The sequence below is a fragment of the Duncaniella sp. B8 genome (assembly GCF_005304985.1).
Lineage (GTDB): Bacteria > Bacteroidota > Bacteroidia > Bacteroidales > Muribaculaceae > Duncaniella > Duncaniella muris.
Map to the genome: position 1 here is coordinate 3150803 of NZ_CP040121.1, position 26864 is coordinate 3177666.

Here is a 26864-nt window from a genome sequence, read left to right on the forward strand (position 1 = left end):
ATAGAATTACCGTGTTATTTGGAGTTTTTCTTGTAATATTTGATCAGCTTGGGCACCACTTCTTCAAGATTGCCGGTAATGACATAGTCGGCTATAGTGTTGATAGGGGCTGCGGGATCATTGTTGATTGAGATGATGATAGAACTGTCCTGCATGCCGGCGATGTGCTGGATCTGACCGGAGATGCCACAGGCGATATAGAGTTTCGGGCGTACAGTCACACCGGTCTGTCCGATCTGACGGGCATGTTCGGTAAATCCGGCATCGACGGCAGCACGTGATGCTCCGACTTCTGCACCGAGTGTGTCGGCGAGTTCGTGGAGAAGCTGGAAATTTTCTTTTGAACCTACTCCGTAACCTCCGGCTACAATGATGGGGGAGTTCTTGATGTTGATTTTCGATTTTTCAATATGGCGGTCGAGAATTTCAACTACAAAATCTTCGTCAGATACATATTTCGCGGCATCGAGTTCAACGATTTCACCTTTGTGGGCGGGATCGAAAATTTCTTTCTTCATCACGCCTTCACGCACGGTGGCCATCTGCGGGCGGCATTCCGGGTTGACGATTGTAGCAACGATGTTGCCACCAAATGCAGGGCGAATCTGAAGAAGGAGGTCCTTGTATTCCTTGCCGGTCTTTGGATCAGTGTGATCGCCGATTTCCAGAGAGGTGCAGTCTGCTGTCAGACCGCTGTGCAGACATGAGCTGACACGGGGACCGAGGTCACGGCCTATGCAGGTGGCTCCCATAAGGCAGGCCTGGGGCTTGATTTCGCGGAAAAGGTTTATAAGGACTGCGGAGTGAGGATTGGAAGTGTAAGGATAGAGACGCTTGTCCGATACTTTATAAAGGCGGTCTACACCATAAGGGAATACCTGCTCTTCAACGCCGTCAAGGTTGTCTCCTACAACGATTGCCTCAAGCTTAACGCCGAGTCGTGAAGCGAGCACCCGGCCTTTGGTCAGAAGTTCGAGGCTGACATCGGCAACGCGACCGTCCTCGAATTCGAGATATACTATTAAATTATTCTGGTCCATAGTGCTGCTTATCCGATAGTGTGATTAGTGATGAGTTCCTTGATGAGATCTTCGATTTCAGCGTCATTGTCAGAGAGTACACGGCAATCTTTGGCTGTGAAGACCACGTTTTCAATAGCCTTGACCTTTGTCGGAGAACCTGGCAGACCGATCTGTGCCGGATCGGCGTCGACATAAGCCGCGCTCCATTCCTTAAGATTGAGGTATGGGCGCTTCTCAAGAAGGGCCTTCTGGCTGTCACTGAGTTTTGCAGCTTCGCTGGGAGAGACTGCATATTTGTATTTCTGGACTCTCATTGCATTGCGCGGGCGGCATGCTGGAGCAGATCCGTTGACAGTCACCACGCAAGGCAGAGGCGCTTTGACGGTTTCAACGCCGTTTTCCAGGCGTCGTTTTACTGTTACATAGCCGTCTTTAAGTTCAATGATTTCCTCGGCATATGTCACCTGAGGGATTCCGAGCTTTTCGGCAATCTGCGGACCAACCTGAGCCGTGTCACCGTCGATAGCTTGGCGGCCACCGAGAATGATGTCATATTTGCCGAACTTTCTGACTGCCTGAGCGAGGGAGTAGGAAGTGGCAAGAGTGTCTGCTCCGCCGAGCACACGGTCGGTAAGTACTATTCCACTGTCGGCTCCGCGATAGATGGCTTCGCGGATTATTTCTGACGCGCGCGGTAAGCCCATTGTAAGCAATGTGATGGTCGAACCGGGGTTGGCATCCTTGAGACGGAGCGCCTGTTCAAGGGCGTTCAAGTCTTCGGGATTGAAGATGGCCGGCAATGCCGCACGGTTGATTGTGCCATCTTCTTTCATTGCATCTTTGCCCACATTGCGGGTGTCAGGCACCTGTTTGGCGAGCACGATGATGTTAAGACTCATAATTTGGTTTGTTTGACTATAGGGTTATTAGATAGGTAATTATTTCTTAGTTTTATCTTCTACCCATTTGCGGGCGTTGATAAAGGCGTCGATCCACGGTGTGACTTCATCGGCGCGACGGCTTGCCGGATAGTAGCCGCACTGCCAGGGGAAGATGGCGCGTTCGAGGTGTGGCATCATGGCTAGATGACGGCCGTCGGCTGAGCAGATGCCGGCTACAGATGCACGTGAGCCGTTGGGATTACCGGGATAAGCGCTGTAATTGTATTTGGCCACAACATTGTAGTCACTCATAGCCATTGGCAGGTTGAATTTGCCTTCGCCATGAGCAACCCAGATGCCCAGTTTGCTTCCTGAAAAAGAGCCGAGCATTACGGAGTTGTTGGCCGGAATGCTTACGCCGAGGAACTGAGATTCGAATTTGTGGCTGTCATTGTGAAGCATCTTGGTCTTTTTCGGGTGTTCGGGATTGATCAGACCGAGTTCGATCATAAGCTGGCAACCGTTGCAGATGCCGAGTGAGAGTGTGTCTTCGCGGGCGAAGAAGTTCTTGAGTGCGCGTTTGGCGTTTTCATCCCATTGGAAGCCTGAGGCCCATCCTTTTGCCGAACCGAGTACATCGGAGTTGGAGAAGCCGCCGCAGAACACTATCATGTTGACATCTTCCAGAGTCTCACGGCCACTCATGAGATCGGTCATATGAACGTCCTTGACATCAAAGCCTGCAAGATAGAGCGAATAGGCCATCTCGCGGTCGCCGTTGACACCCTTTTCGCGGATAATAGCCGCTTTGACGCGGTCTCCATGACCGTCACGGCGCAGTGCGATGCCTCTTGATGCGAGCTTGCCGTCAAAACCGGCGGGCATACGATAGCGGATAGGCTGTTTTTTGTAGTTCTCAAATCGGCTGCGGGCACATTTCTCTCCGCTCTGGAGTGCATCCATGAGGTAGCTGGTGTGGAACCATACATCACGGAGATAGTCGATTCCGAGCAGGCGCTGTGTGCCATTGTGGCTGATGATCAGAGTGCGTTCAGAGGTGGGAGCACCGATATGGCAGAAGCGCACACCTGCTTTTGTCAGAATTTCATCGACAGATGCGATTTTCGATGCTTCAACCTGTGCTACAAGAGCCGGGTTCTCTGCAAAGAGAATCTTTACAAGATCTGATTCTCCAAGCTGTTCGAATCCGGTGGTGTCAAATTCGATGCCTCCGTCGGTATTGGCGAATGTCATTTCAAGGAGTGTGGTCAGAAGACCTCCGGCAGATACGTCATGGGCAGCCATGAGTTTGCCACGCTTGACAAGGGTCTGCACCGTCTCGAAAGCAGTGACAAATTTCTTGGTGTCGCATACGGTCGGAGCTTCTGATCCAAGTTTGCCCTGGGTCTGTGCAAGTGCCGATCCTCCGAGCTTAAGAGAGTCGGATGAGAAATCTATATAATAAAGGATAGAGTTTTTCTTTCCGAGCACGGGGCTGAGAGTCTTGCGGACATCACTTACTTCGCCGGCGGCTGAAATGATGACGGTGCCGGGGGCATAGACCTTGTCGGCTCCGTATTTCTGGGTCATCGACAGAGAGTCTTTTCCGGTGGGGATGTTGACTCCAAGTTCGCAGGCGAATTCGGAGCAAGCTTCAACCGCGCGGTAGAGAGCTGCGTCTTCTCCGGGGTTTTTGCAAGGCCACATCCAGTTGGCGCTGAGTGAGAGCCCTTTTATGCCATCGCTGAGAGGAGTGGCTACAATGTTTGTCAGAGCCTCGGCAACTGCGATTACAGAACCCTTTGCTGAATCAATCAAGGCTACCTGAGGAGCATGGCCGATCGAGGTGGCGATACCTTTGGTGCCTGAATAGTCAAGGGCTACTACGCCGCAGTCGCTCAGAGGAAGCTGTATTTCACCCTGGCACTGCTGACGGGCTATTTTGCCGGTGATCGAGCGGTCTACCTTATTTGTGAGCCAGTCTTTGCAGGCTACGGCTTCAAGCGAAAGCACGGATGCCGCATAGCGATCGATGTCATCTTCGTTGTATTCGCCGTCAGTATATGCAGTCTTGACAGTCGAGTCGGTGAGTGTGGTCTTGGGTGATGAACCGAACATGTCAGACATGGCGAGGTCGATCGGTTTCACGCCATCCTTCTGTTCGAATACGAAGCGATGGTCGCCGGTGGTTTCTCCGACCACGTACATCGGCGCGCGTTCGCGTTCTGCGATAGTGCGGACATAGTCAATATCTTCTTTCTTGAGAACCATGCCCATGCGCTCCTGGCTTTCGTTGCCAATGATTTCTTTTGACGAGAGTGTTTTGTCACCTACAGGGAGTGCGTCAATTTCGATGCGTCCGCCAGTTTCTTCAACGAGTTCCGACAGGGCGTTGAGATGACCGCCTGCGCCGTGGTCGTGGATTGAAACAATCGGATTGTTGTCATTCTCAGCCAATGCGCGGATCACGTTTGAGACGCGCTTCTGCATTTCCGGGTTGGCACGTTGCACGGCATTGAGTTCTATGCCGGAAGCATACTGGCCGGTCTCCACAGACGAGACTGCGCCGCCACCCATGCCGATGCGATAGTTGTCACCACCCATCACCACAACAGCTTCACCTGCTTCGGGAGTTCCCTTGATAGCGTCTTTGGCTGCTGCATAGCCTACACCTCCGGCAAGCATGATCACCTTGTCGTAGGCATACATTTTGCCGTTTTCATCGTGCTCGAATGTCAGGAGGGAGCCGCAGATGAGGGGCTGACCGAACTTGTTGCCGAAATCAGAAGCGCCGTTAGAGGCTTTGATGAGGATTTCGGCGGGAGTCTGATAAAGCCAGGCGCGAGGGTTCATCATAAGTTCCCAAGGGTAGTTTCCGAGCCGGGGATATGATGTCATATACACAGCTGTGCCTGCCAATGGCAGACTGGCGCGTCCTCCGCCGAGACGGTCACGTATTTCACCGCCGCTGCCGGTAGCTGCGCCGTTGAACGGCTCTACTGTTGTGGGGAAGTTGTGAGTCTCGGCTTTGAGCGAGAGGACAGTTTTGAGGTCGCGTACTTCAAAGTAGTCGGAGCGTTCAGGATGTGTAGGGTAGAACTGAGCTACAGTGGGGCCCTCTACAAATGCCACATTGTCTTTGTAAGCCGAAACAAGCTTGTTGGGGTTGACCTGAGATGTCTTTTTGATAAGCTTGAATAATGAAAGCGGTTTCTCCTCGCCGTCAATAACGAAAGAGCCGTTGAAAATTTTGTGACGGCAGTGTTCGCTGTTGACCTGAGAGAAACCGAAAACTTCACTGTCTGTGAGCGGGCGTCCCAGTCGTGCACTAAGGTCGCGCAGATAATCTTCTTCTTCAACGCTCAGCGCCAGACCTTCACGCTTGTTATATTCCGTGATGTCGGCTATACGCTCTATTGGAGCGGCTGTGTTGTTGGTGGTAAACACTTTGGAGTTCAGTCCGTCATAAAGGCGGGAGAGCATTTTGTCAAATGATGGTTCGCCTGATCCGACTTTGTGGAATTCCTCGATTCGGGTAATTCCTTCGATTCCCATATTCTGGGTGATCTCTACCGCATTGGTACTCCACGGAGTTATCATTTCTTTTCTTGGACCGATGAATCGCCCTTTTACCGAAGTTGAAGAGAGGGGAGAAGCACCGTCGAAGAGCCACGCGAGTTTCTCTTTTTCTGAGTCAGAGAACTTGTGGGTAGTCTCTACGGCATAAATAAGGTTGGCACCTTTTTTGAAAAATACGACCATAGTGTTGTTATATGCAATGATTGGTGTGAAATCGTGGTGTTTGTGGGCGCTCCCTGAAATAAAGTAGCCCACGGCAAAGTTACAATAAATCTCTCATTTAACCAAGCGTTGAATTTGAGAAATTGTTGTACCTTTGTACCCTCATGCGTGTAGCTCATAACTGTTGTGATGACACCGCATTGAATTAATAATAGATTTTTTATTGCTTCTTAATAGACTTTGATAATATGGAAAGAAAAACAGGTGTGCTTTTTGATCTTGACGGAGTCCTCGTCGACAGCGAGGGAGAATACACTAAATTCTGGGGTGCTATGGGACGTCGCTACAACGTCGGCGGCGAAACTTTCGCATACGATATAAAGGGCACTACTCTGGCAGAGATTCTTAAAGGCTTTCCGGAGGATGAGCGCGATGGCATTGTCAGAGAACTGCACGAATTTGAAAAAAACATGACTTATCCCTGGATTCCGGGGGTGGAAAAATTCCTGCATATCCTTTCTGAGCGAGAAATTCCGTTTGCCATTGTGACCAGTAGTGATGAGGTCAAGATGAGCTATCTGTTCAAAGCTCATCCTGAGTTGAAAGAAATGGTGAGCGCACTTGTTACAGCCGGGCTGGTAACCAACAGCAAGCCGGATCCAGAAGGCTATCTGAAAGGCGCATCTATGATCAGAGTGCCTATCGAGGACTGTTTCGTGTTTGAAGACTCGATGCAGGGGCTTGAGGCCGGACGCCGTTCGGGGGCGACTGTAATCGGGCTTGCCACAACCAATTCGCGTGAACGCATCAACGGAAAAGCCCACAAAATCATTGATGATTTTGCAGGCTTCAGTATTGATGATATGCAGGCGGCAAGGGTGTCAGAATGACCCTTTGCCGTCATATGGCTATTTCATCGCTTTGAAACTCATGTCAAGGCCTTTGACAGAGTGGGTAAGTGCTCCGACTGAGATGAAGTCTACACCACATTCGCCATAGCTGCGGAGGGTGTCAAGGGTGATACCTCCTGATGATTCTATTTCGGTGCGTCCGTGAATGAGTTTCACTGCTTCGCGTGTGCGCTCAGGGGTGAAATTGTCAAGCATGATGCGGTCGACTCCCGCCTCAAGAGCCTGGCGGATTTCGTCCTCGTTGCGGACTTCAATCTCGATTTTCAGATCTTTGCCTTTCTCGGCAAGATATTTGCGAGCCGCACTCACAGCCTGCGGAATGCCACCGGCAAAATCAACATGGTTGTCCTTGATAAGGATCATGTCAAAGAGCCCGATGCGGTGGTTGCAACCGCCTCCGATACGCACGGCTTCTTTTTCAAGCATACGCATGCCGGGAGTGGTCTTGCGGGTATCAAGAACTTTGGTCTTCAGGCCTTCGAGCTTCTGCTGGTATTTGGCTGTCTGTGTTGCTATCCCGCTCATGCGCTGCATGATGTTGAGCATTACGCGCTCAGTCTGGAGCAAAGAACGGACGCTTCCTTCGACCTCGAATGCGATATCGCCCGGTTTTACATGAGAGCCATCTTCGATGAATACGGTCATTTTCAACTGAGGGTCGAATTTTTCGAATACCTTGCGTGCTATTTCAACGCCTGCGAGAATACCTTCTTCTTTGACTATAAGATGCTGCCTGCCTTGTTCTTCTGCTGGGATGGTGCTGAGTGTGGTGTGATCGCCGTCACCAACATCTTCAGCAAAGGCAAGATTGAGAAGATCGTCGATAAGTTCGTCTTTAGTTTTCATATTGATGGAGAATAAATAATTGATTCATGAAAATAACATTGATAGCAGTCGGAAAAACTTCAACCGATTACATAGAACGCGGCATTGCGGAGTATTTTAAGCGTTGTAACCGCTACATGCCGATGGAGCTTTGCGTCATACCTGATGTCAAGGCTGCAAAAGCATTTTCGGAAGATAGCCAGAAACAGCGTGAGGGTCAGGCTATCCTTGCGGCTTTGCAGCCGGGCGATGTGGTGGTGCTTCTTGACGAGCGTGGAAAAGAATTCACGTCAAGAGAATTTTCCGGAATGATCGAACGCCGTATGATCCAGGGTCTGAAGCGGCTGGTGTTCGTCATCGGTGGCCCTTATGGATTTTCAAAGGAGGTCTATTCAAGGGCTGATGACAAACTTTCGCTCTCACGGATGACTTTCACTCATGAAATGGTGCGACTGTTTTTCGCCGAACAGCTTTACCGGGCCATGACCATCATGCGCGGGGAGCCGTATCATCATGATTGAACGGCTCCGCAGCGGAGCACTCAGGCAGATCTATGCTATTTTATAGAGCAGCCACACGAATGCCAGAGCAAAGGCTGTATATATGAGTGTGGCTCTGATGAAAAGGGCCCAGCGGCGTTTTTTGCGCCCAGACATATATGTATAGAGACCTCCGCCGAGAATCCCGAAGCCGATGCAGTATGCGATCCAGAAACCGATGCTTCCCATGCCAGATCAGTGTTTGGGTGATTTAGCTCCTTTGACACCACCTTTGACACCACCTGACATAGAGAAGATGTTTTGGTCATAGCTGACGGTTTTCAGGCCTTGTTCGCGTTTGCGTTTAAGAGCGAGCTGTACAAGACGATCCATGAGCTTGTCGAATGACAGACCGGTGGCTTCCCAAAGATAGAATGAAAGAGAACCGGGTATTGTGTTGATTTCATTGACAAATATTTCATTGGTGTCATCATCGACAATGAAGTCGATGCGGCTCACTCCGTGACAGCTGAGCACTCGGAATGTCTCTCCGGCAAGGTGGCGGATTTTATCAGTCATTTCCGCCGGAAGTTCCGCCGGAATTCTTTTCTGTGATGCCTGCATGCCTTTAGCTCCTTTTGTACCTCCCATGTATTTATCTTCATATGAAAGGATTTCAGCGCTTTTTATAGGTTCTTCGAGTACTGATGACTCATATTCATCGCAGTCTCCGAGCACAGAACAGTTGATTTCTTTTAGATTGTCGACCATATGCTCGACAATGAGCCGTGAGCTGTATTTCTGGGCGATGTCTACCTTTTCAATAAGCTGCTCTCTATTGCCGGCTCGCCCGATGCCTACGCTTGATCCAAGATTGGCGGGCTTGACAATTACCGGATAACCGATTTTTTCTTCAATTTTTGCGATAAGCTCGTCTCGTTGACTGAACCACTGCTTGTCGGTGAACCATACATAGTCAATCACGGGCACTCCGGATTCGCGCAAAATCATTTTCATCGTGATCTTGTCCATACCATTGGCACTCGCAAGGGTGTCGCATCCGGCATATGGGATTCCGATTGTTTCAAGCACACCTTCGAAAATTCCGTCTTCAACATTGGTCCCGTGGAGCACGGGGATAGCTACGTCAAGTGTGCAGACCGGGCCTTTGGCTCCGAATAGTCCGCCGGTTTTGGCGCGGTAGAGATTATAGTCGCCATAAATCGGTTTCAGATAGACTTCGGTGCATTTTTCAAGCAGCGAAGGGATGTTGCGGTAGTTGGAAATTTCAAATAAAGCATCGCCGGTATAGAACCGCCCCTGCTTAGTTATATATATAGGTGTGACGTCATATTTGTCGCGGTTTATTGCATGCATGGCTTGCGATGCCGAGATAACAGAAATCTCATGCTCGGTAGAGCGTCCGCCAAAAAAGACTCCGATGTTTGTTTTCATTTTGTGTTGTTGTATAATCAGAATAGAGTGTTTTATTTATTTGAATGTATCCGGGAGATCATTTTCGTAGAGGATGGTATCGCCCGGTTTTAGGGTTGTTGCCAGTAATTGCTGGGCTTCGCTGAAAGAGTTGACGGCGTGCACGTCAAGTGATGTCGTGTCGGTCGACTTGATGCCAGAGATGATGGCTTCACGGTTGTAGTGCCCGACTATGATGGCTATGTCGGCGGCTCCGGCTATGTATTCGCCAAATTTCGCATTCAGTTCCTCCTGACGTTCTCCGAGTTCGATCATTCCGGGAGTGACGATTATGCGTCGTCCGCCGGTCATCATTTTCAATACGTCGAGTGCCATTTTCGACCCTGTGGGATTGGAGTTGAAGGCATCGTCTATGATGGTCACACCTCCGGGCGTACGTTTCATATTCAGGCGGTGTTCCACCTGTTGGATGTCATTGACGGCATAGCGGATTTTTTCAATCGGAACTTCAAGCCTTAACGCTACTATTATAGCGGCCAGTAAGTTTGATACATTGCATTCGCCTACCAAATGGGTTGAAAATCCGAATTTTTCACCTGTTGGAGTAACTACTGTGAATGAGGTGCCATGAGCTGAATATCGTATATCTTCGGCTATATACTCGGCCGGGCCACATTCACTTACAGCATAGCGGATGCACTTGACGTTGTCAACCTTGCGGTTGGCAACGAAGGGGAAATCATTGTTGACTACAGCAAGTCCGTCAGTCGGGAGCGAGTCTATGAGCTCAAATTTTGTCCGCTGCACATTCTCAATGGTCTTGAACGATTCGAGATGCTGCTCGCCTACCGCTGTCACGATTCCGATCTCAGGATGCACCAGGTCGCAGATTTCTTTGATATCGCCCGGTTGCTTGGCCCCCATTTCAACAATGAATACTTCGTTATAGGGCTTGAGATATTCTCTGACGGTGCGGATCACACCCATCGTGGTGTTGAAACTGCCCGGAGTCATCATCACATCATATTTCTCCGAAAGAATGCGGTTGAGATAGTGTTTGGTGCTTGTTTTTCCATAGCTTCCGGTCACACCGATGATTTTCAGATCTGGCATTCCGCGTAGAATCCGCTCGGCATCCTGATAGTATTTGCGATTGATATTGGCTTCGACCGGCTTCAGCAGCCAGTTTGCTACAAGAGCAAAGCTCTGTGAAAAACAGAATGCGGCAAGGATGATGTCAACTACAAATATCAGTGACGCTCCTTGAGCCTGGCAGACAAAGAGGCAGATCACAGTGGGTATTGCAGCCAGCAAAAGCATCGTTAGCAGTATGCGGGAGGCCCGTCGGGTCATCACAAGCGGTTTTTTGTATTTCTTTCGGACAAGGATGATTGTGTTTGTCAGAGACACTGCGCATATGAGCCCTGCTGAGATCCATATTGCCGGTGTCAGAGTTGACAGAGAGGCCAGTAATACGGCTCCGCTGACCAGACGCATGGCGGAGGTGCTGTCTTGTGACGTTGAAAGCCAGCGGCTGTAGCGGTCATTGCGATAGGAGTTCTGCTGAAGCATCATTAGCTGTCTTCTGAATTCAAACACAAGTGCTATGACAGCTATGATAATGGTAATATATACAAGCATGATTCTGTTTTGATTTTATTTGGCGGTTAGAAAGCTGCGCAACACAGCGGCAAACTGGCCGGGATTATCAAGGAAACTATAATGGCCACAGCCGGCAAAAGAGACCAGCCCTGCGCCGGGGATGTGTTTTTCCATCTTGCGGGCGTCGCTGATCGGAGTCGCAGTGTCATTCTCTCCCCAGATGAGAAGTGTGGGGGCTTTGATCATCGGCAGTCTGTCACTGAGGTCTTCATTTACTACTTTTGAGAGGATCCGGCGCATCATCGGCGAGGCCCCCGCATAGTCACTTGATCCGGCTTTTGCTCTCCGCTTGTCAAGACGGCGTTCGGCTTCATCGTGGCCGAATATCAGATACATCAGTCGTTTCAAGGTTTTGAATGTGTAAATCTTCCAGTAGTATCTGAATGTGCGTTTAGGCTTGATGCCAGCCGCATCAACCAATATAAGTTTTTCTACAGGATTGCGTGAGGAATAGAGGATACCGACACGGCCTCCGAAAGAGTGTCCGAGCAATACAGGCGGTGTTTTGAGCGACAGACTGTAGATCAGATGTTCGATCAGGCGTGTGTATTGCTCAACTCCCCAGACTTCTTCCGGCTCTTCTGACTGTCCGAAACCGGGGAAATCCACATTTATCACACGATAACCGCAGGCAAGAGCTGTACGCTCGACAGAGGCAAGGGTTGAATGATCGCAACCCCAACCGTGCATGAGCACAATCGTGGCTGTCCCGTCACCGTTATCGGTAAAATGGAATCGCCGTTCGTCAAAAATGATTTCCTTATCCATCTGTATTGCTAATTGACTTGCAAAATTATGAAAAAGCAATGAATAAACATGCTTGTCAAGCCAAAAAGTTTGTAGTCAGAATACCGCCTTCGAGTTTTTTGTGTTGTGTTTTTCCGAACCCCCTTTCTTGGATTACATATCATTGATCAGCACTTCCACAGACAACAGTCTCAAAGAAAGTTGCGATTCTAAGGTGTCTTGAATGAAACAACGGATAACTTAACGTGGGGAAAAAGAATATAACTGAATATAGATAGTTACAATGATTATCAACAACTTAGCCAATCCGCAAATTTGACTGATTTGTAAGATTTTCTACCTATTTAAACAGGCTTATCGCACATAGTAATAATAAAAATATTTTGTTCACATTCATTGTTTTATAACTTTCCGAGCTTTGAATTTGTATATATCTTTATCTTGATTCGGATGTAGGACGGGATCTTGTTGCGTCCATTGTACCCAAAGTTCATTAGGCGTTAATTTTTCAATATACCAATAGCCCTCCACGGAATGTCCGGTCATGTATATGACTACAAAATTCTCTGTTGTGAAAGTCCATTGATAATAGCTCACATCGTCTTTTTTAGAAATATCAGTGAACGACCCGCTGGCAAACCAACCCTTGCCGGTTTTGTCAAACTTATATATCCTAGTTTCATCGTCATAGGTTTCTACACTACCATAGCCATAATCGGCGTACGACATAAGCCATTCGACATCAGTCAACATTGTCACTGTCGTTTGCTGACCTTCATCAAGATAGCCTGAACGCCCTTCACATGACGACAAAACCGCCAACATACAAGCGAAAACTGGGATTACTACTGATTTCATCTTGAAACTGAAACTGACAACATTCCGTCGCCGATAAGGTTTTCTCCCCCGATGGACATCCACCCATTGCCGAATTTTGAGATTATCCTATATGAATTATTCTCTCTGGGATTTCGTATCCCCGAAAAAACAACGATCCCTTTATCTGGATTTGAAGTATCGCCAAATGATAGCTGGTAGTAGTAGAACAACGATTTACTACTTGCAGAAACATTCAGCGTCATCTCTTCTTGAGAGTAAAAGCTCGTTGATTCGCATCTCCTTGAATCTACGGTAAGATTGGCGACATTGCTACCACCTATCGATGTTATTCCGCAATTTTCTATTTCTATGAACTCCGTGTTGCTTCCTTGTATGATTGTATTTGAGGTAGCCGTGGAATATATCATTGCGGTTGCAATTCCTGAGCGTTTGATGGAGTACAATAGACCGTTTATTTCCTCCATTTCACCGATGAACCTCTCTCTGTTGAACGAGCTTACCTCCATAAGCTCCTCGCGACTGCGGTTGACAATATAATCGGAGGCATTAATTTTTTTATCTGGATTAATGAAGAATCTCCCAGAGACATTATCAACATCCACAAACTGCGATAATATCTGAGCATCAGTTTCGTATGCTCTGATTGGAGTAGGCTCATTGAAAACGGTATTATCATCACGACATGATGATAATGAAAAACCGAGCGACAGTAGTGTCACGAAAATTAGTGGCTTATTCATATTCTATTACGTTCACCATTGACCCGATGGAAAGATTAAATTATAATGCAGAAACGTGAGCCAACTATGCCACGTCTTAGTTTGAAGGTCATAGGAAACCATTTGTGCAGATGTAACAATAGTGGTTCTCTCGCACATGTTTGTGAATTTCCTACGTTCTCAAACTACAAGATACGCATAACGCTTCTTATTTTTCCAAAATGTCGTGACTGGATACTTCCAATCATTCGCAAAGATACAACTTTTTATGGCTCGTGTCAATAGCTTGTGCAAAAATAAGTTTGGTTTGGTCATAGATATATACATCTATACTGAACCAAACCAATAAATATATGCTGGGCAAAAGAGAAAAGCCATTATCTGATTTTCTTTTTACCAGCCCCTATATCTATCTACATACTGACCGCCGAAAGAAGAAAACCGAGGCAAAAGAATAGAACTAAAAATAACTAACACCTGCAAATTAAACTTAAATACTTACTATTATCTTGTACTAAATTTCTCAATTAGTACATATTCAGTACACATAATTTTAGATTGTCATCTATACATCAATTAGTTAAGTGCAATACATCGGAACAACGGATGCTTATGACATTGCATAATTGCGCCGTAAACACCTGAAATTTATAGTGTATTGTATCAATTAATTCTTGACAGTCGCTTTACCTGTTGCATTGTCGATCTCGAAATCTGGTGACATATAGAATTTTGCTTATTTATGGTGGTCATGAACGGTTGCATTTGCCACAAGTATCTATTTTGGGACCGTCTGCAATTTTGCAAGGTTTATCCGAGATTCTGCAACATTTCTTTGATGTGTCATTGCTACCTTTGTGGCAACTTCTGATACCGTGGTTCTGGATTTATCGGCTCATGCCAGAACCGATGTTCAATGAAAATTTTTCGAATACAATGCTTTTTAAATTATCAAAACCAGTTGCACCCTCTTTACTGCTTTTTGCGACAGCCGTATTTGTTTCTTGCTCAGGCCATAATCATTCTGATGGCCATTCTGCTGAGGCGGAGGATCATGAGCACAAGCATGACCATACGGGCGAAATCGTGATGTCTCCTTCTGATGCCCTTCGGTTTGGAGTGAAATCAGAGGCGATTGAGAAAGCTCCTTTTGCCGAAGTTGTTAAAGCTGTCGGCGAGATTCTTCCGGCATCGTCTGACAGAGCGGTTGTCAGTGCTCCCACATCAGGAATTGTGAGGCTTGCACGAGGCATTGAACTTGGCAAGAGTGTGCGTTCCGGTGAGCTCATAGCTTCCGTTTCGGCCAAAAATGTCAGTGGCGGAGATATTAATGAAGCTGCCAAAGCGAATTTTCAGGCTGCAAAACGTGAACTCGACAGGCTCGAACCGCTTCTTAAAGAAGGCATAGTAACCAAGAAGGATTATAATGAGGCTTTACGAGCCTATGAAGAGGCAAAAAGTGCTTTCAGCCCGGTTGCGGCTGGCGGAAGTGCGGTTGCCGGTATTCCAGGCGTGATTTCAGAACTGTCGGTCAATGACGGAGCTTATGTGGAAGCAGGCCAGACTATTGCCGTGATAGGGCGTAATTCCCGTCTGACATTGCGGGCTTTGCTTCCTTCCGCAGAGGCAGCCTTCCTCCCGAAAGTTGCCACAGCCAATTTCAGACCTTCGCGAGGCGGTGAGATGGTGTCATTGGCTGATCGTAATTGCACGATTCTGTCATCATCGCCCACAGGCACTACTTTACCGGGCTATGTTGCAGTGTATTTTTCGTTTGACAGTAATGGAGATGTTGTTCCCGGTATGCCTGCCGAAGTCTATCTGATTGGAACAGACAAGGCTGAGACTCTGGCAGTGCCTGTCGGTGCGGTGTCGGAACAGCAAGGCGAGAATTTTGTATATGTAAAGGTTGATGACCATGCCTATAAGAAACAGCCTGTGACTCTGGGGCGTAGTGACGGCCGTAGAATTGAAGTGCTGTCAGGAGTCAATGACGGGGACTCTGTAGTTACTTACGGTTCGACATTTGTCAGGCTGGCAGAAACCTCTACTGTTGTTCCGGAAGGTCATTCACATTCTCACTAAATAATCAGGTTTTATTCGGTTATGCTCAACAGAATAATTAGATTTTCGCTTGACAACCGTCTGGCGGTTGTTGTGATTTCAGCTTTGTTGCTCATCTACGGAGCAATTGTACTGCTTCGTACTGAAGTCGACATATTTCCTGATCTGAATGCTCCTACGGTCGTTGTGATGACTGAAGCCCCAGGCATGGCACCGGAAGAAATCGAACGGGTGATCACTTATCCGGTGGAAACTTCGGTTAATGGTGCCACTGGTGTCCGTCGGGTCCGTTCGGCTTCGGCTACCGGACTTTCGTCTGTATGGGTCGAGTTTGACTGGGGTACTGATGTCTATCTTGCCCGTCAGATTGTAGCGGAAAAGCTCTCTGAAATAGAAGGGGCACTTCCTCCGGGTGTAGGAAAGCCGACGCTTGGACCGCAGTCGTCCATCCTTGGCGAGATCATGATCATCGGGCTGACGGCTGATTCGATAACATCTGCGGAAGAACTGCGCACTATAGCAGACAGCCGCATCAGGCCGAGACTGCTGTCGCTTTCAGGCGTTTCGTCTGTATCAGTGATTGGTGGTGATGCTCGCGAATATCAGATTTTGCTTGATCCTGCCTCAATGCAGCAGTTTGGTGTCACTCTGACAGCAGTGCGTGATGTTGTAACACAGATGAACAGCAATGCTTCCGGCGGAGTGATTTATCAGCACGGCAATGAATATATAATAAAAGGAGATATCGCTACTTCGGATCTTGATAAAATCGGCAATACGGTTATTCTTACGAATGATGCCGGTATGCCGGTCAGGCTTTGTGATATAGCTGAAATGAAAGTAGGTGCGGCGGAGCCTCGTTTAGGCACCGCCTCGGTCAATGCCACTCCGGCCGTATTGCTTACTGTAACAAAGCAACCGGCAGTAGGTACGATAAACCTGACAGAGGAAATCGAGGGCTGCCTGGGACAGTTGCAGAAAACAATGCCGTCTGACGTGGTTGTCAACACTGATATTTTCCGTCAGTCGGAGTTCATATCTACCTCTATCAGCAACTTGCAGGAGGCTTTGTTTATCGGAGCGATATTCGTGATTGTTGTTCTGTTCTTCTTCTTGATGAACTTGCGCACGACTGTCATATCGCTCGTGGCTCTACCATTGTCCATTATTGTTACCGTGCTTGTCTTGCATTGGCTGGGTATGACGATCAACACAATGAGTCTTGGCGGCATCGCCATCGCTATAGGCTCATTGGTGGATGATGCGATTGTCGATGTAGAGAATGTCTACAAACGGCTTAGAGAAAACCTTAAAAAAGGACAATCAGTCATATCTGTGATTTATGAAGCGTCGAAAGAGGTGCGTCTGCCGATTTTCAATTCATCGTTGATAATCATGGCCAGCTTCCTGCCGCTGTTCTTCCTTGACGGTATGGAAGGCCGAATGCTCAAACCGCTTGGTATCTCATTTATTGTAGCTTTGATAGCATCAACAATAGTGGCACTGACAGTTACCCCTGTGCTTTGCTCATTCCTCCTTGGCAGTAAAAAGGCCATGCAGGCTCTTGACAGAGAACCGAAGTTTTCGCGGTGGCTTCGTTCTGGCTATGACAAAGCTCTTGCCTGGTCATTCGGCCATGTGAAATCCATTTTCATAACCACCGGGCTGTTGTTGCTGGTTGCTATTGGGATTTTTTTCTCTCTCGGCCGTAGTTTCCTGCCTCCATTCAATGAAGGGTCGCTTACTATAAACGTCAGCACTCTTCCGGGAATTTCGCTTGAGGAGAGTGACCGTCTCGGACGGGAAGCGGAGAAAATCATACTTTCTATGCCGGAAATTTCATTAACTGCCCGTAAGACCGGGCGTGCCGAACTCGACGAGCACTCTCTCGGTGTGAATGTCTCAGAAATTGAAGCACCTTATAAACTTGATCACGGACGGAGCCGTGCGGAACTTCTTGCTGATCTTCGCCATGAACTATCCCATTTGCCCGGAGTCAACGTGGAAATCGGACAGCCGATATCTCACCGCATTGACGCTATGCTTTCGGGTACCGAAGCGCAGATTGCAATAAAAATTTTTGGCGATGACCTTCAGCGCTTATATAATATAGGTAATGAAATAAAAAATCATATTGCTTCTGTTGACGGGGTTGTCGATGTGAATATCGAGCAACAGGTGGAGAGACCTCAGCTTGACATCCGCCCCAGACGTGACATGCTTGCATATTATGGGGTGACCATGCCGGAATTCGCCGATTTTATCAATATCGCACTTGCCGGAGAAAAAGTGTCGCAGGTATATGAAAACGGGTTTCCCTATGATCTCACTTTGAGAATGGCTCCGTCAAGCAGATCTACTATGGAAGATATCTCTGTATTGGCCATTGATACACCCAAAGGCAAGGTGCCGTTGAGTGAAGTGGCTGACATTGTTTCGGCCACCGGTCCCAATACTATTAACCGGGAAAATGTAAGCCGCAGGATTGTGGTCTCTGCCAATGTCGCCGACCGCGATCTGAAAGGTGTTGTAGATGATATCCGGGCTGAGATCGATGAAGAAATAAGGTTGCCTGAGGGCTATTTTATCAGCTATGGCGGCCAGTTTGAAAATGAAGCCAAAGCCGCCGGAACCCTTGCGATTGTATCAATCATTGCACTCGTCATAATATTCTTGTTGCTTTACGGCCAGTTTCATAGCGCTACACAGTCATGGATCATACTTCTGAACATGCCACTTGCCATAATAGGCGGAGTTTTTCTATTGAGACTGACAACTGGTGAACTAAATATTCCCGCTATAATAGGCTTTATCTCGCTGCTTGGAATCACTACCCGCAACGGAATGCTGCTGATGTCGCGCTACGACCAGTTGCGTCAGGAGGGAACCGGTTTGATGGAACGTATCCGTCATGGCTCTTCCGACCGTCTGAACCCGATTCTTATGACTGCCCTGAGTTCTGCTCTTGCGCTGATTCCTCTCGCTGTGAACGGTGATAAGCCGGGCAATGAAATACAGTCACCGTTGGCCATTGTGATCCTTGGCGGTTTGCTAACCTCAACAATACTTAATATCTTTGTAGTCCCGTTAGTATATTATTATTCACAGCGCAAAAAAGAAAAGTAGTTTAAACTTTGATATTAAGATATATAGATGAAATTTCCAATATCGTTGATGGCCTTGGCTCTTACAGTGTGTTCTGTTTCGGCTTCAGATTTTGACAAGGTTCTGAATACAGTGGTGTCAAATAACATGGCTCTGAAATATGCCGATGCTGAAAATCAGGCGGCAATAGCATCATTGAAGTCGGAAAACACCCTTGACGCTCCTGAAATCGGATTTGAAAGTCTATGGGGGGCAAAAGGAATCGGAGATAAACGCAATTTTTCGATCTCTCAAGGGTTTGACTGGCCGGGGGTATATACTGCCAGACGTGAGGCTATACGTAAATCTCAGGCCGCTATGCAATATCTTCAGGAGTCTGCAATGATTGAAGCGCGCCAGGAAGTACGTTTGCTTCTGATAGATATAATTTATGCAAAGCAGCGTATTGCCGCTACAGAAAAGATCTGTGACGGTCTTTCTTCTCTTCAGAAAACGTTCAGAAAGGCTGTCGATGAGGGCAATGAGACAAAACTCGACTATAATAAGTCTGTGATTGAAAAGATTGCAGCAGAAAGAGAATTGAAAACATTGCGTGGAGAATATGCTGCGATGCTTGCCTCTCTGCGAGCTATGAACGGAGGCAAAGACGTTGAAGATCTGGTAGCATCAGTCGGGAATGTTTATCCGGAGGTGGATCTGGCTTCTCTTCGTCCGGATGTGGAAAATATCAGGGCAAAAGATCCGGCAATAGCGGCCATGAAAGCTGATGCTGAAGTTCAGAAGTCATTGCTTAAAGTTGAAAAGCGATCGTTGCTGCCTGGCTTTACTCTCGGTTATAGTCATGAATGGGAGATGGGCGACAGATTCAACGGATTTTCTGTTGCTGTAAGCCTCCCGTTCATTACGGGTAATAAAAAAGTAAAAGCCTCCCGTCTGCAGGTCAGGGCCTCTGAAATGCAACAGGAAATGGAACTGATACGCCTGTCGGCTGCTATGTCAGGTGACTACGAAAAGGCTCTTCTGTATCGTGAGCTTCTCGATCAGTATGAAGATATCATGAATGATAATTCCGATTTCGAACTCTTGAAAAAGGCTTTTGATGGCGGACAGATTAATTTTCTGACCTATATGCAGGAACTTAATTATTTCCTCGCCGCTCGTCGTGATTTTCTTGAGACACTGTATAATTACAATTGCGCGTTGGCTCGTCTTCAGCGCTATAACTGACAAGTAAAAGGGGTGTTCAATAACAGTTGTTATAGAACGCCCTCTAATATTTTGAATTGATCTTTTTTGATGGATATCGAAATTTGCAGAAAATCCTTTGTTGCAGGTCTGGCAGCTATGGCTCTTATGGCACCTCAACTGATGTCAGCCCAGCGCAAAGCTGTAGCTGCACCGATGGAAGACCGGAATCAGGTTGTAGATAACACGCTTGACAGTCTGAATAAAGCTCGTTTTGCCCGTCCGCTTGCCGGATCATCGCGCAAAGGTGACAATCCGGTGCTTTTCCTCGTGGGTAATTCCACCATGCGAACCGGCACTCTGGGCAATGGGAATAACGGCCAATGGGGATGGGGGCGTTTCTTCCCGGACTATTTTGACAGTGAGAAAATCACAGTCGAGAATCATGCACTCGGAGGCACAAGCAGTCGCACGTTCTATGAACGTCTCTGGGAGGATGTGTTGTCCGGTGTACGTAAAGGAGACTGGGTCATGATCGAACTTGGTCATAATGACAACGGCCCTTATGACAGTGGCCGGGCAAGAGCCTCGATTCCTGGAATCGGCAAAGACACACTCCATGTTACCATTAAAGAAACCGGAGAACAGCGTATTGTCTATACCTACGGAGAATATCTGCGTCGTTTTATCCGCGAGACAAAGGCGAAGGGCGCGAATCCGATATTGCTTTCGCTTACACCGCGCAACGCATGGGCTGATGCCGACAGTACGGTCATTGAACGTGTCAACGAAACATTCGGTCTCTGGGCCCGTCAGGTTGCAAAAGAAATGAAGGTCCCGTTCATAGATCTTAATGAGATTTCAGCCGCCAAGTTTGAGCGTTTCGGCAAAGAGAAGGTAAAGACTATGTTTTATATTGACCGAATCCACACAAGTGAATTCGGCGCAAGAACCAATGCAGCATCTGCTGCTGAAGGCTTGAGAGGATTGAAAAAATGCCGTCTGACATCTTTCCTAAAGCCTGTTGCGGCAGATACTGTCACCGGCAAAAGCCGGACTTCCGGCCGTCCCGTAGTGTTCACTATCGGAGACAGCACAGTCAAGAATGAAGATTCTGATGAAAACTCGATGTGGGGCTGGGGCAGTGTGCTTCAGGATTATATTGATCCGGCAGTGGCCTCGGTTGAGAATCATGCTGTAGCCGGACGAAGTGCGCGAATGTTCGTTGACGAAGGCCACTGGGATAAAATCTACAATGCCTTGCAGCCTGGAGACATAGTGCTCATCCAGTTCGGCCATAACGATGCCGGACCGATCAATAGCGGAAAGGAGAGGGCCGAATTGCCCGGCACGGGGGCGGAAAGCAAAGTCTTCAAGATGAAAAGTAACGGCCAGTACAAGGTTGTCTATACCTATGGATGGTATCTTCGCAAGTTCATAATGGATGCGAAGGAGAAGGGTGCTGTTCCGGTTGTGATCAGTCACACTCCGCGCAATAAATTTGACAACGGTCTGATTGAAAACAATTCAGCATCATTTGGCGCATGGACTGCCGAGGTAGCCGGGCAGCAGAATGTTCCGTTCATTGATCTGAATGGACTGATCGGCCGCAAGTTGCAGCATATGGCAGACCATGAAGGACTCCTGACGGTGAACCGTTGTTATAAAAACGACCATTCTCATTTTTCGCTTGAAGGTGCCAGGCTTAATGCCCGTGAGGTTGCCGAGATCGTCAACAGACTTTTGGAAGCGAAATAAAATTCTAGATCACAGTTCGTAAAACCACATAACAAAGCCAGGCTTCTGCGATTCAAGAAGCCTGGCTTTGTTTTGTTTTGAGGTCAGAAATATTTGAACAAATATCGAATGCGGGAAACTGTATTTCCCATACGGCGGCTAATTTTGCGGTGGAAACAGGTAGCTCCGTCACGGCTCTTTCATTTAACCTAAAATAAATAGCATATCTTCCCTTACCCGGTTCATTGAGAATCGGGTAATTTTTCCATGTCTGTATATCAAAGAGTTATTCTGGTATCAAAATCTTATTTTTTTCACTTTTGACTTAAAAATCGAATCAGTCTGGTAAAGCTCATCGAGATATGTCTGATCAGTTCGGCTATGCCTTTATTCTTATCTGATTGTTTCTTGCGAAGTCCTTTCCATATTGAGAACACCGAGTAAACTATTCTTTGTATGGTATCGAGGTTTCTGGCGGCTCTTGTTGACTTGCGTTTTATATTGTCCTGCTGAAGATTGTAGTCCAGCCCCCAGTGCATACTTTCTATTGACCAATGGTTGCGCACGAAGATTCCTGGCTTCGGAGTATGCGTAGGCATACTGCTGACGTACAGGCGTTTTTCTGAGGTGTGTACTCCTGTTGACTTTTTGACTGTGGACGATTCATACTCTATGATGGTCATGTTTCCGCCCCATTTCTTCTTGTCTGCGATAATGTCCAGTCCGTCATATACGCGGTAGGTTCTCGTCTCTATCCTGCCGTGGGCCAGTTCGGGACCTTCGGTGTAAGAATATACCGGTGTGTGTTCCACTAGCCTGTCCTCAATGCCGTATCGCAATGACGGCTGGTTGGCTTTGAGTTCTATCAGAAAGTCTCCGCCTTTCTTTCTGATTTTCTCGACAATATCCTTCTGCATAGACATTGCGTCGGCTGTGACAATCTTTCCTGCGACATCTATTTTATCAAGAAGTATCGGTATGGCCTTTATCTCGTTGCTCTTTTCCTGACAGGCTTCGGTGGCGATTGTTATGCCGGTGCTGAACGAATAGGCAGAGACGATATCCGGGCTTCGCCCGTTTTCCTGAACGGTGCCGCGCTCGGCTTTGCCGTCAATGCAGATTATTTCAATGATGCGGCTGGCGCAAGTAAGTCTTTCAAGGAATATGTCTGCGAACTGCTGCATCCTGTCGGCCATATCCATATCGTTGATGCCGTTCTCCACACGGCAAAGCGTGGCCTCAGATGGTACGCCGTTCCTTAACAGGCCCATTTTGTGTAATTTGTTGAGGTTGTATCTGCCGAACTCCAATATCTCGGCTCGTCCGATGCATCCGGCCATACGTCCGAGTATCATCAGCATGATGATATCGTTGAGGCTGTGACGGAAATTGCCTTTGTCCAATCTACGGAAATCCGGCACGGATGAGGCAAACGCTCGAAGTTCTTCCATGATACTGCGCCTTGTGTCAAATTTATTGTTATTACTGTCCGCTAAACTTTTTTTGAGCGATTGAAAAATTAGGGCTGGCACCTATTGCAGGAGTCAGCCCTAAATGGTTATTTTGATGTCGCCAAACTATCTTAAATAACCATGAGTAAAAGTAGTAATTTCTTCGGACAGCCGACATATGGTCAGCTGATAAAATCACTTGATCGTGAAAAAATAGTTGAAATCAGCCGAAAACACGGCGGAGAGAAGTATGTCAAGAGCTTTGACGGCTATACGCATTTGCTTACGATGCTATATGCTGTCATACAGCGCTTCGATTCATTGCGTGAGATAGAGACTTCTATGACAGCCGAGGTACGCAAACTCCATCATGTAGGCATTGACACTGTGCCCAGGCGGAGCACCTTGTCGGATGCAAATGCCAGACGTTCAGAGAAGTTCTTTGAAGATGTATACCGCGACTTGTATGCAGCCAATAAAGACATTCTTTCCTCGGACAGCCGACGCAATGGCACGGAAGAGTGGATAAGACGGCTTAGAATCATCGATTCCACTACAATCACGTTGTTCTCCAATGCTATTTTCAAGGGTGTTGGCCGTCATCCGAAGACGGGAAAGAAGAAAGGCGGCATCAAGGTACACTCGGTCATACATGCCAATGAGGGCGTTCACTGCGACGTGCAGTTCACTTCGGCAGCGACCAATGACTCCTTCATGCTTGCACCGAGCCATTACAGCCACAACGAGATAGTAGCACTTGACCGTGCATATATCAACTATGCCAAATTCGAGGAACTGACGGATCGAGGGGTGGTATATGTAACCAAAATGAAGAAAAACCTCAGTTATGAAATACTTGTGGACTGTATGCACCAGAATCCACAGGGACTGATGGAGTACCGTGAACAGGTCGTAGTGTTCCGTAAAGACGGCATCAACCACATTGCAAGAATAATCACATACGTTGACATTAAGAAAGGCAAGAAGCCAAAACTTATATCGCTTCTCACCAATGACTTCGACATGCCTCTGGAGACAATCGTGGCCATCTACCGTCGCCGATGGCAGATTGAGTCGCTTTTCAAGCAGATAAAGCAGAACTTCCCTTTGCGATACTTCTATGGCGAAAGTGCCAATGCCATAAAAATACAGATTTGGGTAACGCTCATAGCTAATCTGTTGCTCTCGGTCTTACAAAGCACCTTGCAAAGGCGTTGGAGCTTTTCTGGACTGGCTACAATCGTCAGAATTGTACTGATGTATTATCTGAATCTCGAAAAGTTCCTAAATCAGCCCGACGCTGACTTGAAAATCATGCTCGCAGAGGCCTCGGAATCCCCTCCTGAAGATCCCGAAAACTGCTGAGGGGGCTTGTCAAATACAAAAAGTAAGCCCAACTTCTGCTGTTCAAGAAGTTGGACTCACCCTTTTATGGTTTAGCGGACAGTAATAATTTATTGTGTACTTTTGCGGTATGATCAGGCGCATAGGCGTCAGTCGAACAGACTTGGTCAAGTGGCTTCATTTTTTTGGCGTAACTCTTTGATTATCACCTATAAAGTTACTAAAAATCTGCCACTTGGCCAAATTTTCATTGCACTTATTTTCTTGAAAATCAGAGGTTAAAGCCTCTCCACCCGTACTGCTCTCGCTATAAAATAACACATTTGTCGAGAATGAGACGAAATCTTAAATGAAAGAGCCGTGTAGCTCCGTGCAAAAAATATTTCTAAAGTTGTGGAAGTGAGAAAAATTTAACTAAATTTGCACTACACATCAGAGGATGATATTTATTGCAAACAACTTACCCGTAAGTTATCCGGCTTAGTCAAATCTGGTACATTTAACGAAGCGCCGAATAATGAATCGTGTAGGCTGCTTGTCCCGTCATAGGGGCACGGTCTGCCTTTTCCATTATTTGAGCTTCAAGGTTTACCAAAGCCTGACTAATCAAAATGAAAAAGGAATGTCCGCGCCCTTTTCGTTTGCTAAAGCGGACGCAGTGTCTAAATGCGTTAATGAACGACAACCTAAAAAATCTAACAGATGAAATACTCAGATGAATTCAAAGCTTTAGTGAATTATATGCTCGACGGATATATTGGGCATGGTAACCCAAATGCTAAAATTCTTTTTCTCGGCCAGGAGCCGGCAATTGATCGTGAAGCAAATATCGAGCAATATAAAAATGAAATTGCCGGTAATGCCGGACAGTGGCGTAATATTGTCTCCAATGGCATCGGTTATGAATCAGTTGACTCCTCGATAATTGAATTTGGCTCCCTCTTGCATCCCTGGGCTAATCAAAAATTTCAGGTTAGAAGCGGTTCAGAGGAAGCTGGTAATCTGAAAGGGACCGAAGGAACGGCAAGAACGTGGTACAACTATCAGAAACTCATCAATAAAATATTTGAGCTGTATTTAAAAGACAGAAAAACGATGACAAAAGAAGATCATCTTGATTTTCATCGTCTGTCTTTCCACACAGACATGAGTGATGCCGCCTATAAAAGTCACACTGAGTCTGTTGACGGTAAACAATCAGTTGTTGAACGCGTATCTATCCTCTCAAGCGACTTCTTTCGCAACTTCCCCATAGTGATCGCTGCAGTAGGGCACTTCCCGCGAGAGACTTACGGAGACGAATACTTTGGCGATATCTTCAACGTTGAGTTCCTTGGAAATGAAGAAACCGGACTCTATAAGTGGATGAATGTAAGTGTCCGAAATGAAGTGTCCAATCCGATGCTTCTGATTCACACTCCGCAATTTTCATCTTCAATCTCTGGCCGTTATCTTGATCAGATTGCAAAACGAGTTGTTGATTTTGCCAAAGAACACAACATCAATCTCATGCCTGAAGAATAATGGTCGCTCTACTTCTAAAACGATATCTATGGCTTGTTGAAACCCTTCGGAAATTTCCCGAAGGGTTGACACTCGCCGAGATTAACGACCAATGGTCTGATTCCGGGCTCTATAGGGATTGTGGAGAAGCGGAGATTGACCGGCGGACATTCTATAATCATCGCAGAGCTATCGGAGAACAGTTCGGCATTGATATAGAGACCATCAAAGCAGGCCCGTATAGTCGCTATAAAATAGATGATGATTCTCTCAATCACAATCAAACAATTGACTGGCTTTTGAGCACGATAGCAACAGAGAACATAATCACGCAATCACGTAATCTTTCGGACAAGATACTACTTGAGCCGGCTGACAAAGGAGCGATTCATCTCAATGTGATAGTAGAGGCTCTGAAATCAAACCTCATTATTGAAATTGATTATCAGGGTTTCCATATAAGTTCCCGGTCATATAAATCAATTTCGGTTGAGCCTTTGGCGCTTAAGATGTTCAAACGCCGTTGGTATCTTTTGAGCAGGAAGGTGGGGAATGGCGATTTAAGGCTTTATGCCCTTGACAGGATGAACGCCTGCAAATTGACTGATAACCGGTTTGACTATCCGGAGGAATTTTCGCCTGATGATTATTTCTCGAATTACTTCGGCGTTTCAACTGATGGTTATACTTCCGCGCCATGTCGTGTAGTGCTTCGTGCGCATGATGAACTTCCGCGCTACCTTGAAACACAACCGTTGCACCACAGTCAGGAAATCGCATTCAGAGGGAAGAATTATACAGATTTCTGTTATTACCTGATCCCGGCTTTTGATTTCGTGCAGGAGATATTGCTTCACTGTGAACAGCTCGAAGTCCTCCGTCCGCTTAATCTGCGAGAACATATTGCAAAAATACTGCAAAAATCGAGCAATTTTTATAAGTGAGAAGTTATCTTTCCCACACCGGTTGTAGCTTTGTGTCATAAAACAAGAGAACATTGAAAACATCGGTCAGACCTTTGCCATCTGTCTGCTGAATCCGGCAGACTTCGTTCCGAATTATCGGAGCGCACCCCAACGTTTGTTACTCGGCATCGACCCTGCACGCTGTTCACTTCGGTCGTGCATGTTCCATCACCTTTGCTTCGCTCTCGGTGATGTTAAATGCACTCCCTCGTTCACAGCGCACATTGCCGAAGCCTCGACCATCCGGCG

Annotated in this window: 20 protein-coding genes; 9 read left to right on the top strand and 11 right to left on the bottom strand. The window is 47.1% G+C overall.

Features of this window, described 5'->3' with window-relative positions; genetic code table 11:
• Window positions 1-14 precede the first annotated feature (14 nt).
• From FDZ78_RS13540 to purL, 3 genes are read right to left on the bottom strand one after another with little or no spacing between them, the layout of a single operon-like run.
• Window positions 15-1040, bottom strand: a complete 1026-nt coding sequence (locus FDZ78_RS13540) for an electron transfer flavoprotein subunit alpha/FixB family protein (RefSeq protein WP_107032632.1) — start codon at window positions 1038-1040, stop codon at window positions 15-17.
• Window positions 1041-1048: 8 nt separating this feature from the next.
• Window positions 1049-1921 (bottom strand): electron transfer flavoprotein subunit beta/FixA family protein, encoded by an 873-nt coding sequence (locus tag FDZ78_RS13545; protein ID WP_123399766.1) that lies wholly within the window; start codon window positions 1919-1921, stop codon window positions 1049-1051.
• A 39-nt stretch (window positions 1922-1960) separates the two neighbouring features.
• Entirely contained in the window at window positions 1961-5665 is a 3705-nt protein-coding gene (gene purL, locus FDZ78_RS13550) for a phosphoribosylformylglycinamidine synthase (protein ID WP_137426215.1), read from the bottom strand.
• 227 nt (window positions 5666-5892) lie between these two features.
• On the opposite strand from purL, the gene FDZ78_RS13555 reads away from it, so the two are divergent.
• On the top strand, window positions 5893-6534 hold the full coding sequence (locus FDZ78_RS13555; RefSeq protein WP_107032635.1) for an HAD family phosphatase: 642 nt from the start codon (window positions 5893-5895) through the stop codon (window positions 6532-6534).
• Window positions 6535-6552: 18 nt separating this feature from the next.
• Here the strand turns inward: FDZ78_RS13555 and nadC are convergent, their stop codons facing one another.
• The gene (gene nadC / locus FDZ78_RS13560; RefSeq protein ID WP_107032636.1) at window positions 6553-7401 is read right to left on the bottom strand and encodes a carboxylating nicotinate-nucleotide diphosphorylase; all 849 of its coding nucleotides are present in this window, start codon (window positions 7399-7401) and stop codon (window positions 6553-6555) included.
• Between the two features lie 26 nt (window positions 7402-7427).
• Between nadC and rlmH the strand changes: the two genes are divergently transcribed.
• Window positions 7428-7901, top strand: a complete 474-nt coding sequence (gene rlmH, locus FDZ78_RS13565) for a 23S rRNA (pseudouridine(1915)-N(3))-methyltransferase RlmH (protein WP_107032637.1) — start codon at window positions 7428-7430, stop codon at window positions 7899-7901.
• 30 nt (window positions 7902-7931) lie between these two features.
• Here rlmH and FDZ78_RS14700 read toward each other — a convergent pair whose 3' ends face one another.
• The 6 genes from FDZ78_RS14700 to FDZ78_RS13590 all read right to left on the bottom strand — a co-directional run bounded on the left by FDZ78_RS14700 (window position 7932) and on the right by FDZ78_RS13590 (window position 13282).
• Window positions 7932-8108: a hypothetical protein gene (locus tag FDZ78_RS14700; RefSeq protein ID WP_161553583.1), complete on the bottom strand. Its 177-nt coding sequence runs from the start codon at window positions 8106-8108 to the stop codon at window positions 7932-7934.
• A 6-nt stretch (window positions 8109-8114) separates the two neighbouring features.
• Window positions 8115-9314: a D-alanine--D-alanine ligase family protein gene (locus tag FDZ78_RS13570; protein ID WP_124075968.1), complete on the bottom strand. Its 1200-nt coding sequence runs from the start codon at window positions 9312-9314 to the stop codon at window positions 8115-8117.
• A gap of 36 nt (window positions 9315-9350) precedes the next feature.
• Complete coding sequence (locus FDZ78_RS13575) at window positions 9351-10934, bottom strand: Mur ligase family protein (protein WP_124075967.1); 1584 nt, start codon at window positions 10932-10934, stop codon at window positions 9351-9353.
• A gap of 15 nt (window positions 10935-10949) precedes the next feature.
• Window positions 10950-11723 (bottom strand): alpha/beta fold hydrolase, encoded by a 774-nt coding sequence (locus FDZ78_RS13580; protein ID WP_124075966.1) that lies wholly within the window; start codon window positions 11721-11723, stop codon window positions 10950-10952.
• 372 nt (window positions 11724-12095) lie between these two features.
• Window positions 12096-12560: a hypothetical protein gene (locus FDZ78_RS13585; RefSeq protein WP_124075965.1), complete on the bottom strand. Its 465-nt coding sequence runs from the start codon at window positions 12558-12560 to the stop codon at window positions 12096-12098.
• Window positions 12557-13282, bottom strand: a complete 726-nt coding sequence (locus FDZ78_RS13590; RefSeq protein WP_124075964.1) for a hypothetical protein — start codon at window positions 13280-13282, stop codon at window positions 12557-12559. The genes FDZ78_RS13585 and FDZ78_RS13590 overlap by 4 nt, the downstream gene beginning before the upstream one ends.
• Before the next feature lie 1068 nt (window positions 13283-14350).
• Here FDZ78_RS13590 and FDZ78_RS13595 point away from each other — a divergent pair.
• The 4 genes from FDZ78_RS13595 to FDZ78_RS13610 all read left to right on the top strand — a co-directional run bounded on the left by FDZ78_RS13595 (window position 14351) and on the right by FDZ78_RS13610 (window position 21373).
• Window positions 14351-15346 (top strand): efflux RND transporter periplasmic adaptor subunit, encoded by a 996-nt coding sequence (locus tag FDZ78_RS13595; RefSeq protein ID WP_161553537.1) that lies wholly within the window; start codon window positions 14351-14353, stop codon window positions 15344-15346.
• Between the two features lie 21 nt (window positions 15347-15367).
• On the top strand, window positions 15368-18451 hold the full coding sequence (locus FDZ78_RS13600; RefSeq protein ID WP_124075962.1) for an efflux RND transporter permease subunit: 3084 nt from the start codon (window positions 15368-15370) through the stop codon (window positions 18449-18451).
• 27 nt (window positions 18452-18478) lie between these two features.
• A complete protein-coding gene (locus FDZ78_RS13605; protein ID WP_136408774.1) occupies window positions 18479-19657 on the top strand; it encodes a TolC family protein in 1179 nt (392 codons plus the stop codon).
• A gap of 117 nt (window positions 19658-19774) precedes the next feature.
• Window positions 19775-21373: a rhamnogalacturonan acetylesterase gene (locus FDZ78_RS13610; protein WP_124075972.1), complete on the top strand. Its 1599-nt coding sequence runs from the start codon at window positions 19775-19777 to the stop codon at window positions 21371-21373.
• A gap of 293 nt (window positions 21374-21666) precedes the next feature.
• On the opposite strand, the gene FDZ78_RS13615 is transcribed toward FDZ78_RS13610, so the two are convergent.
• Window positions 21667-22803, bottom strand: a complete 1137-nt coding sequence (locus FDZ78_RS13615) for an ISAs1 family transposase (protein WP_136408775.1) — start codon at window positions 22801-22803, stop codon at window positions 21667-21669.
• Between the two features lie 141 nt (window positions 22804-22944).
• Here FDZ78_RS13615 and FDZ78_RS13620 point away from each other — a divergent pair, with 141 nt between their 5' ends.
• From FDZ78_RS13620 to FDZ78_RS13630, 3 genes are all read left to right on the top strand, one after another.
• Window positions 22945-24168, top strand: a complete 1224-nt coding sequence (locus FDZ78_RS13620) for an IS4 family transposase (protein ID WP_124076696.1) — start codon at window positions 22945-22947, stop codon at window positions 24166-24168.
• Between the two features lie 681 nt (window positions 24169-24849).
• Window positions 24850-25671 carry a hypothetical protein gene (locus tag FDZ78_RS13625; protein WP_124075830.1) on the top strand — a complete coding sequence of 274 codons (822 nt, stop codon included), beginning with the start codon at window positions 24850-24852 and terminating at the stop codon, window positions 25669-25671.
• Window positions 25671-26594 carry a YafY family protein gene (locus FDZ78_RS13630; RefSeq protein ID WP_124075831.1) on the top strand — a complete coding sequence of 308 codons (924 nt, stop codon included), beginning with the start codon at window positions 25671-25673 and terminating at the stop codon, window positions 26592-26594. Before FDZ78_RS13625 ends, FDZ78_RS13630 begins: the two co-directional genes overlap by 1 nt.
• Window positions 26595-26864 lie beyond the last annotated feature (270 nt).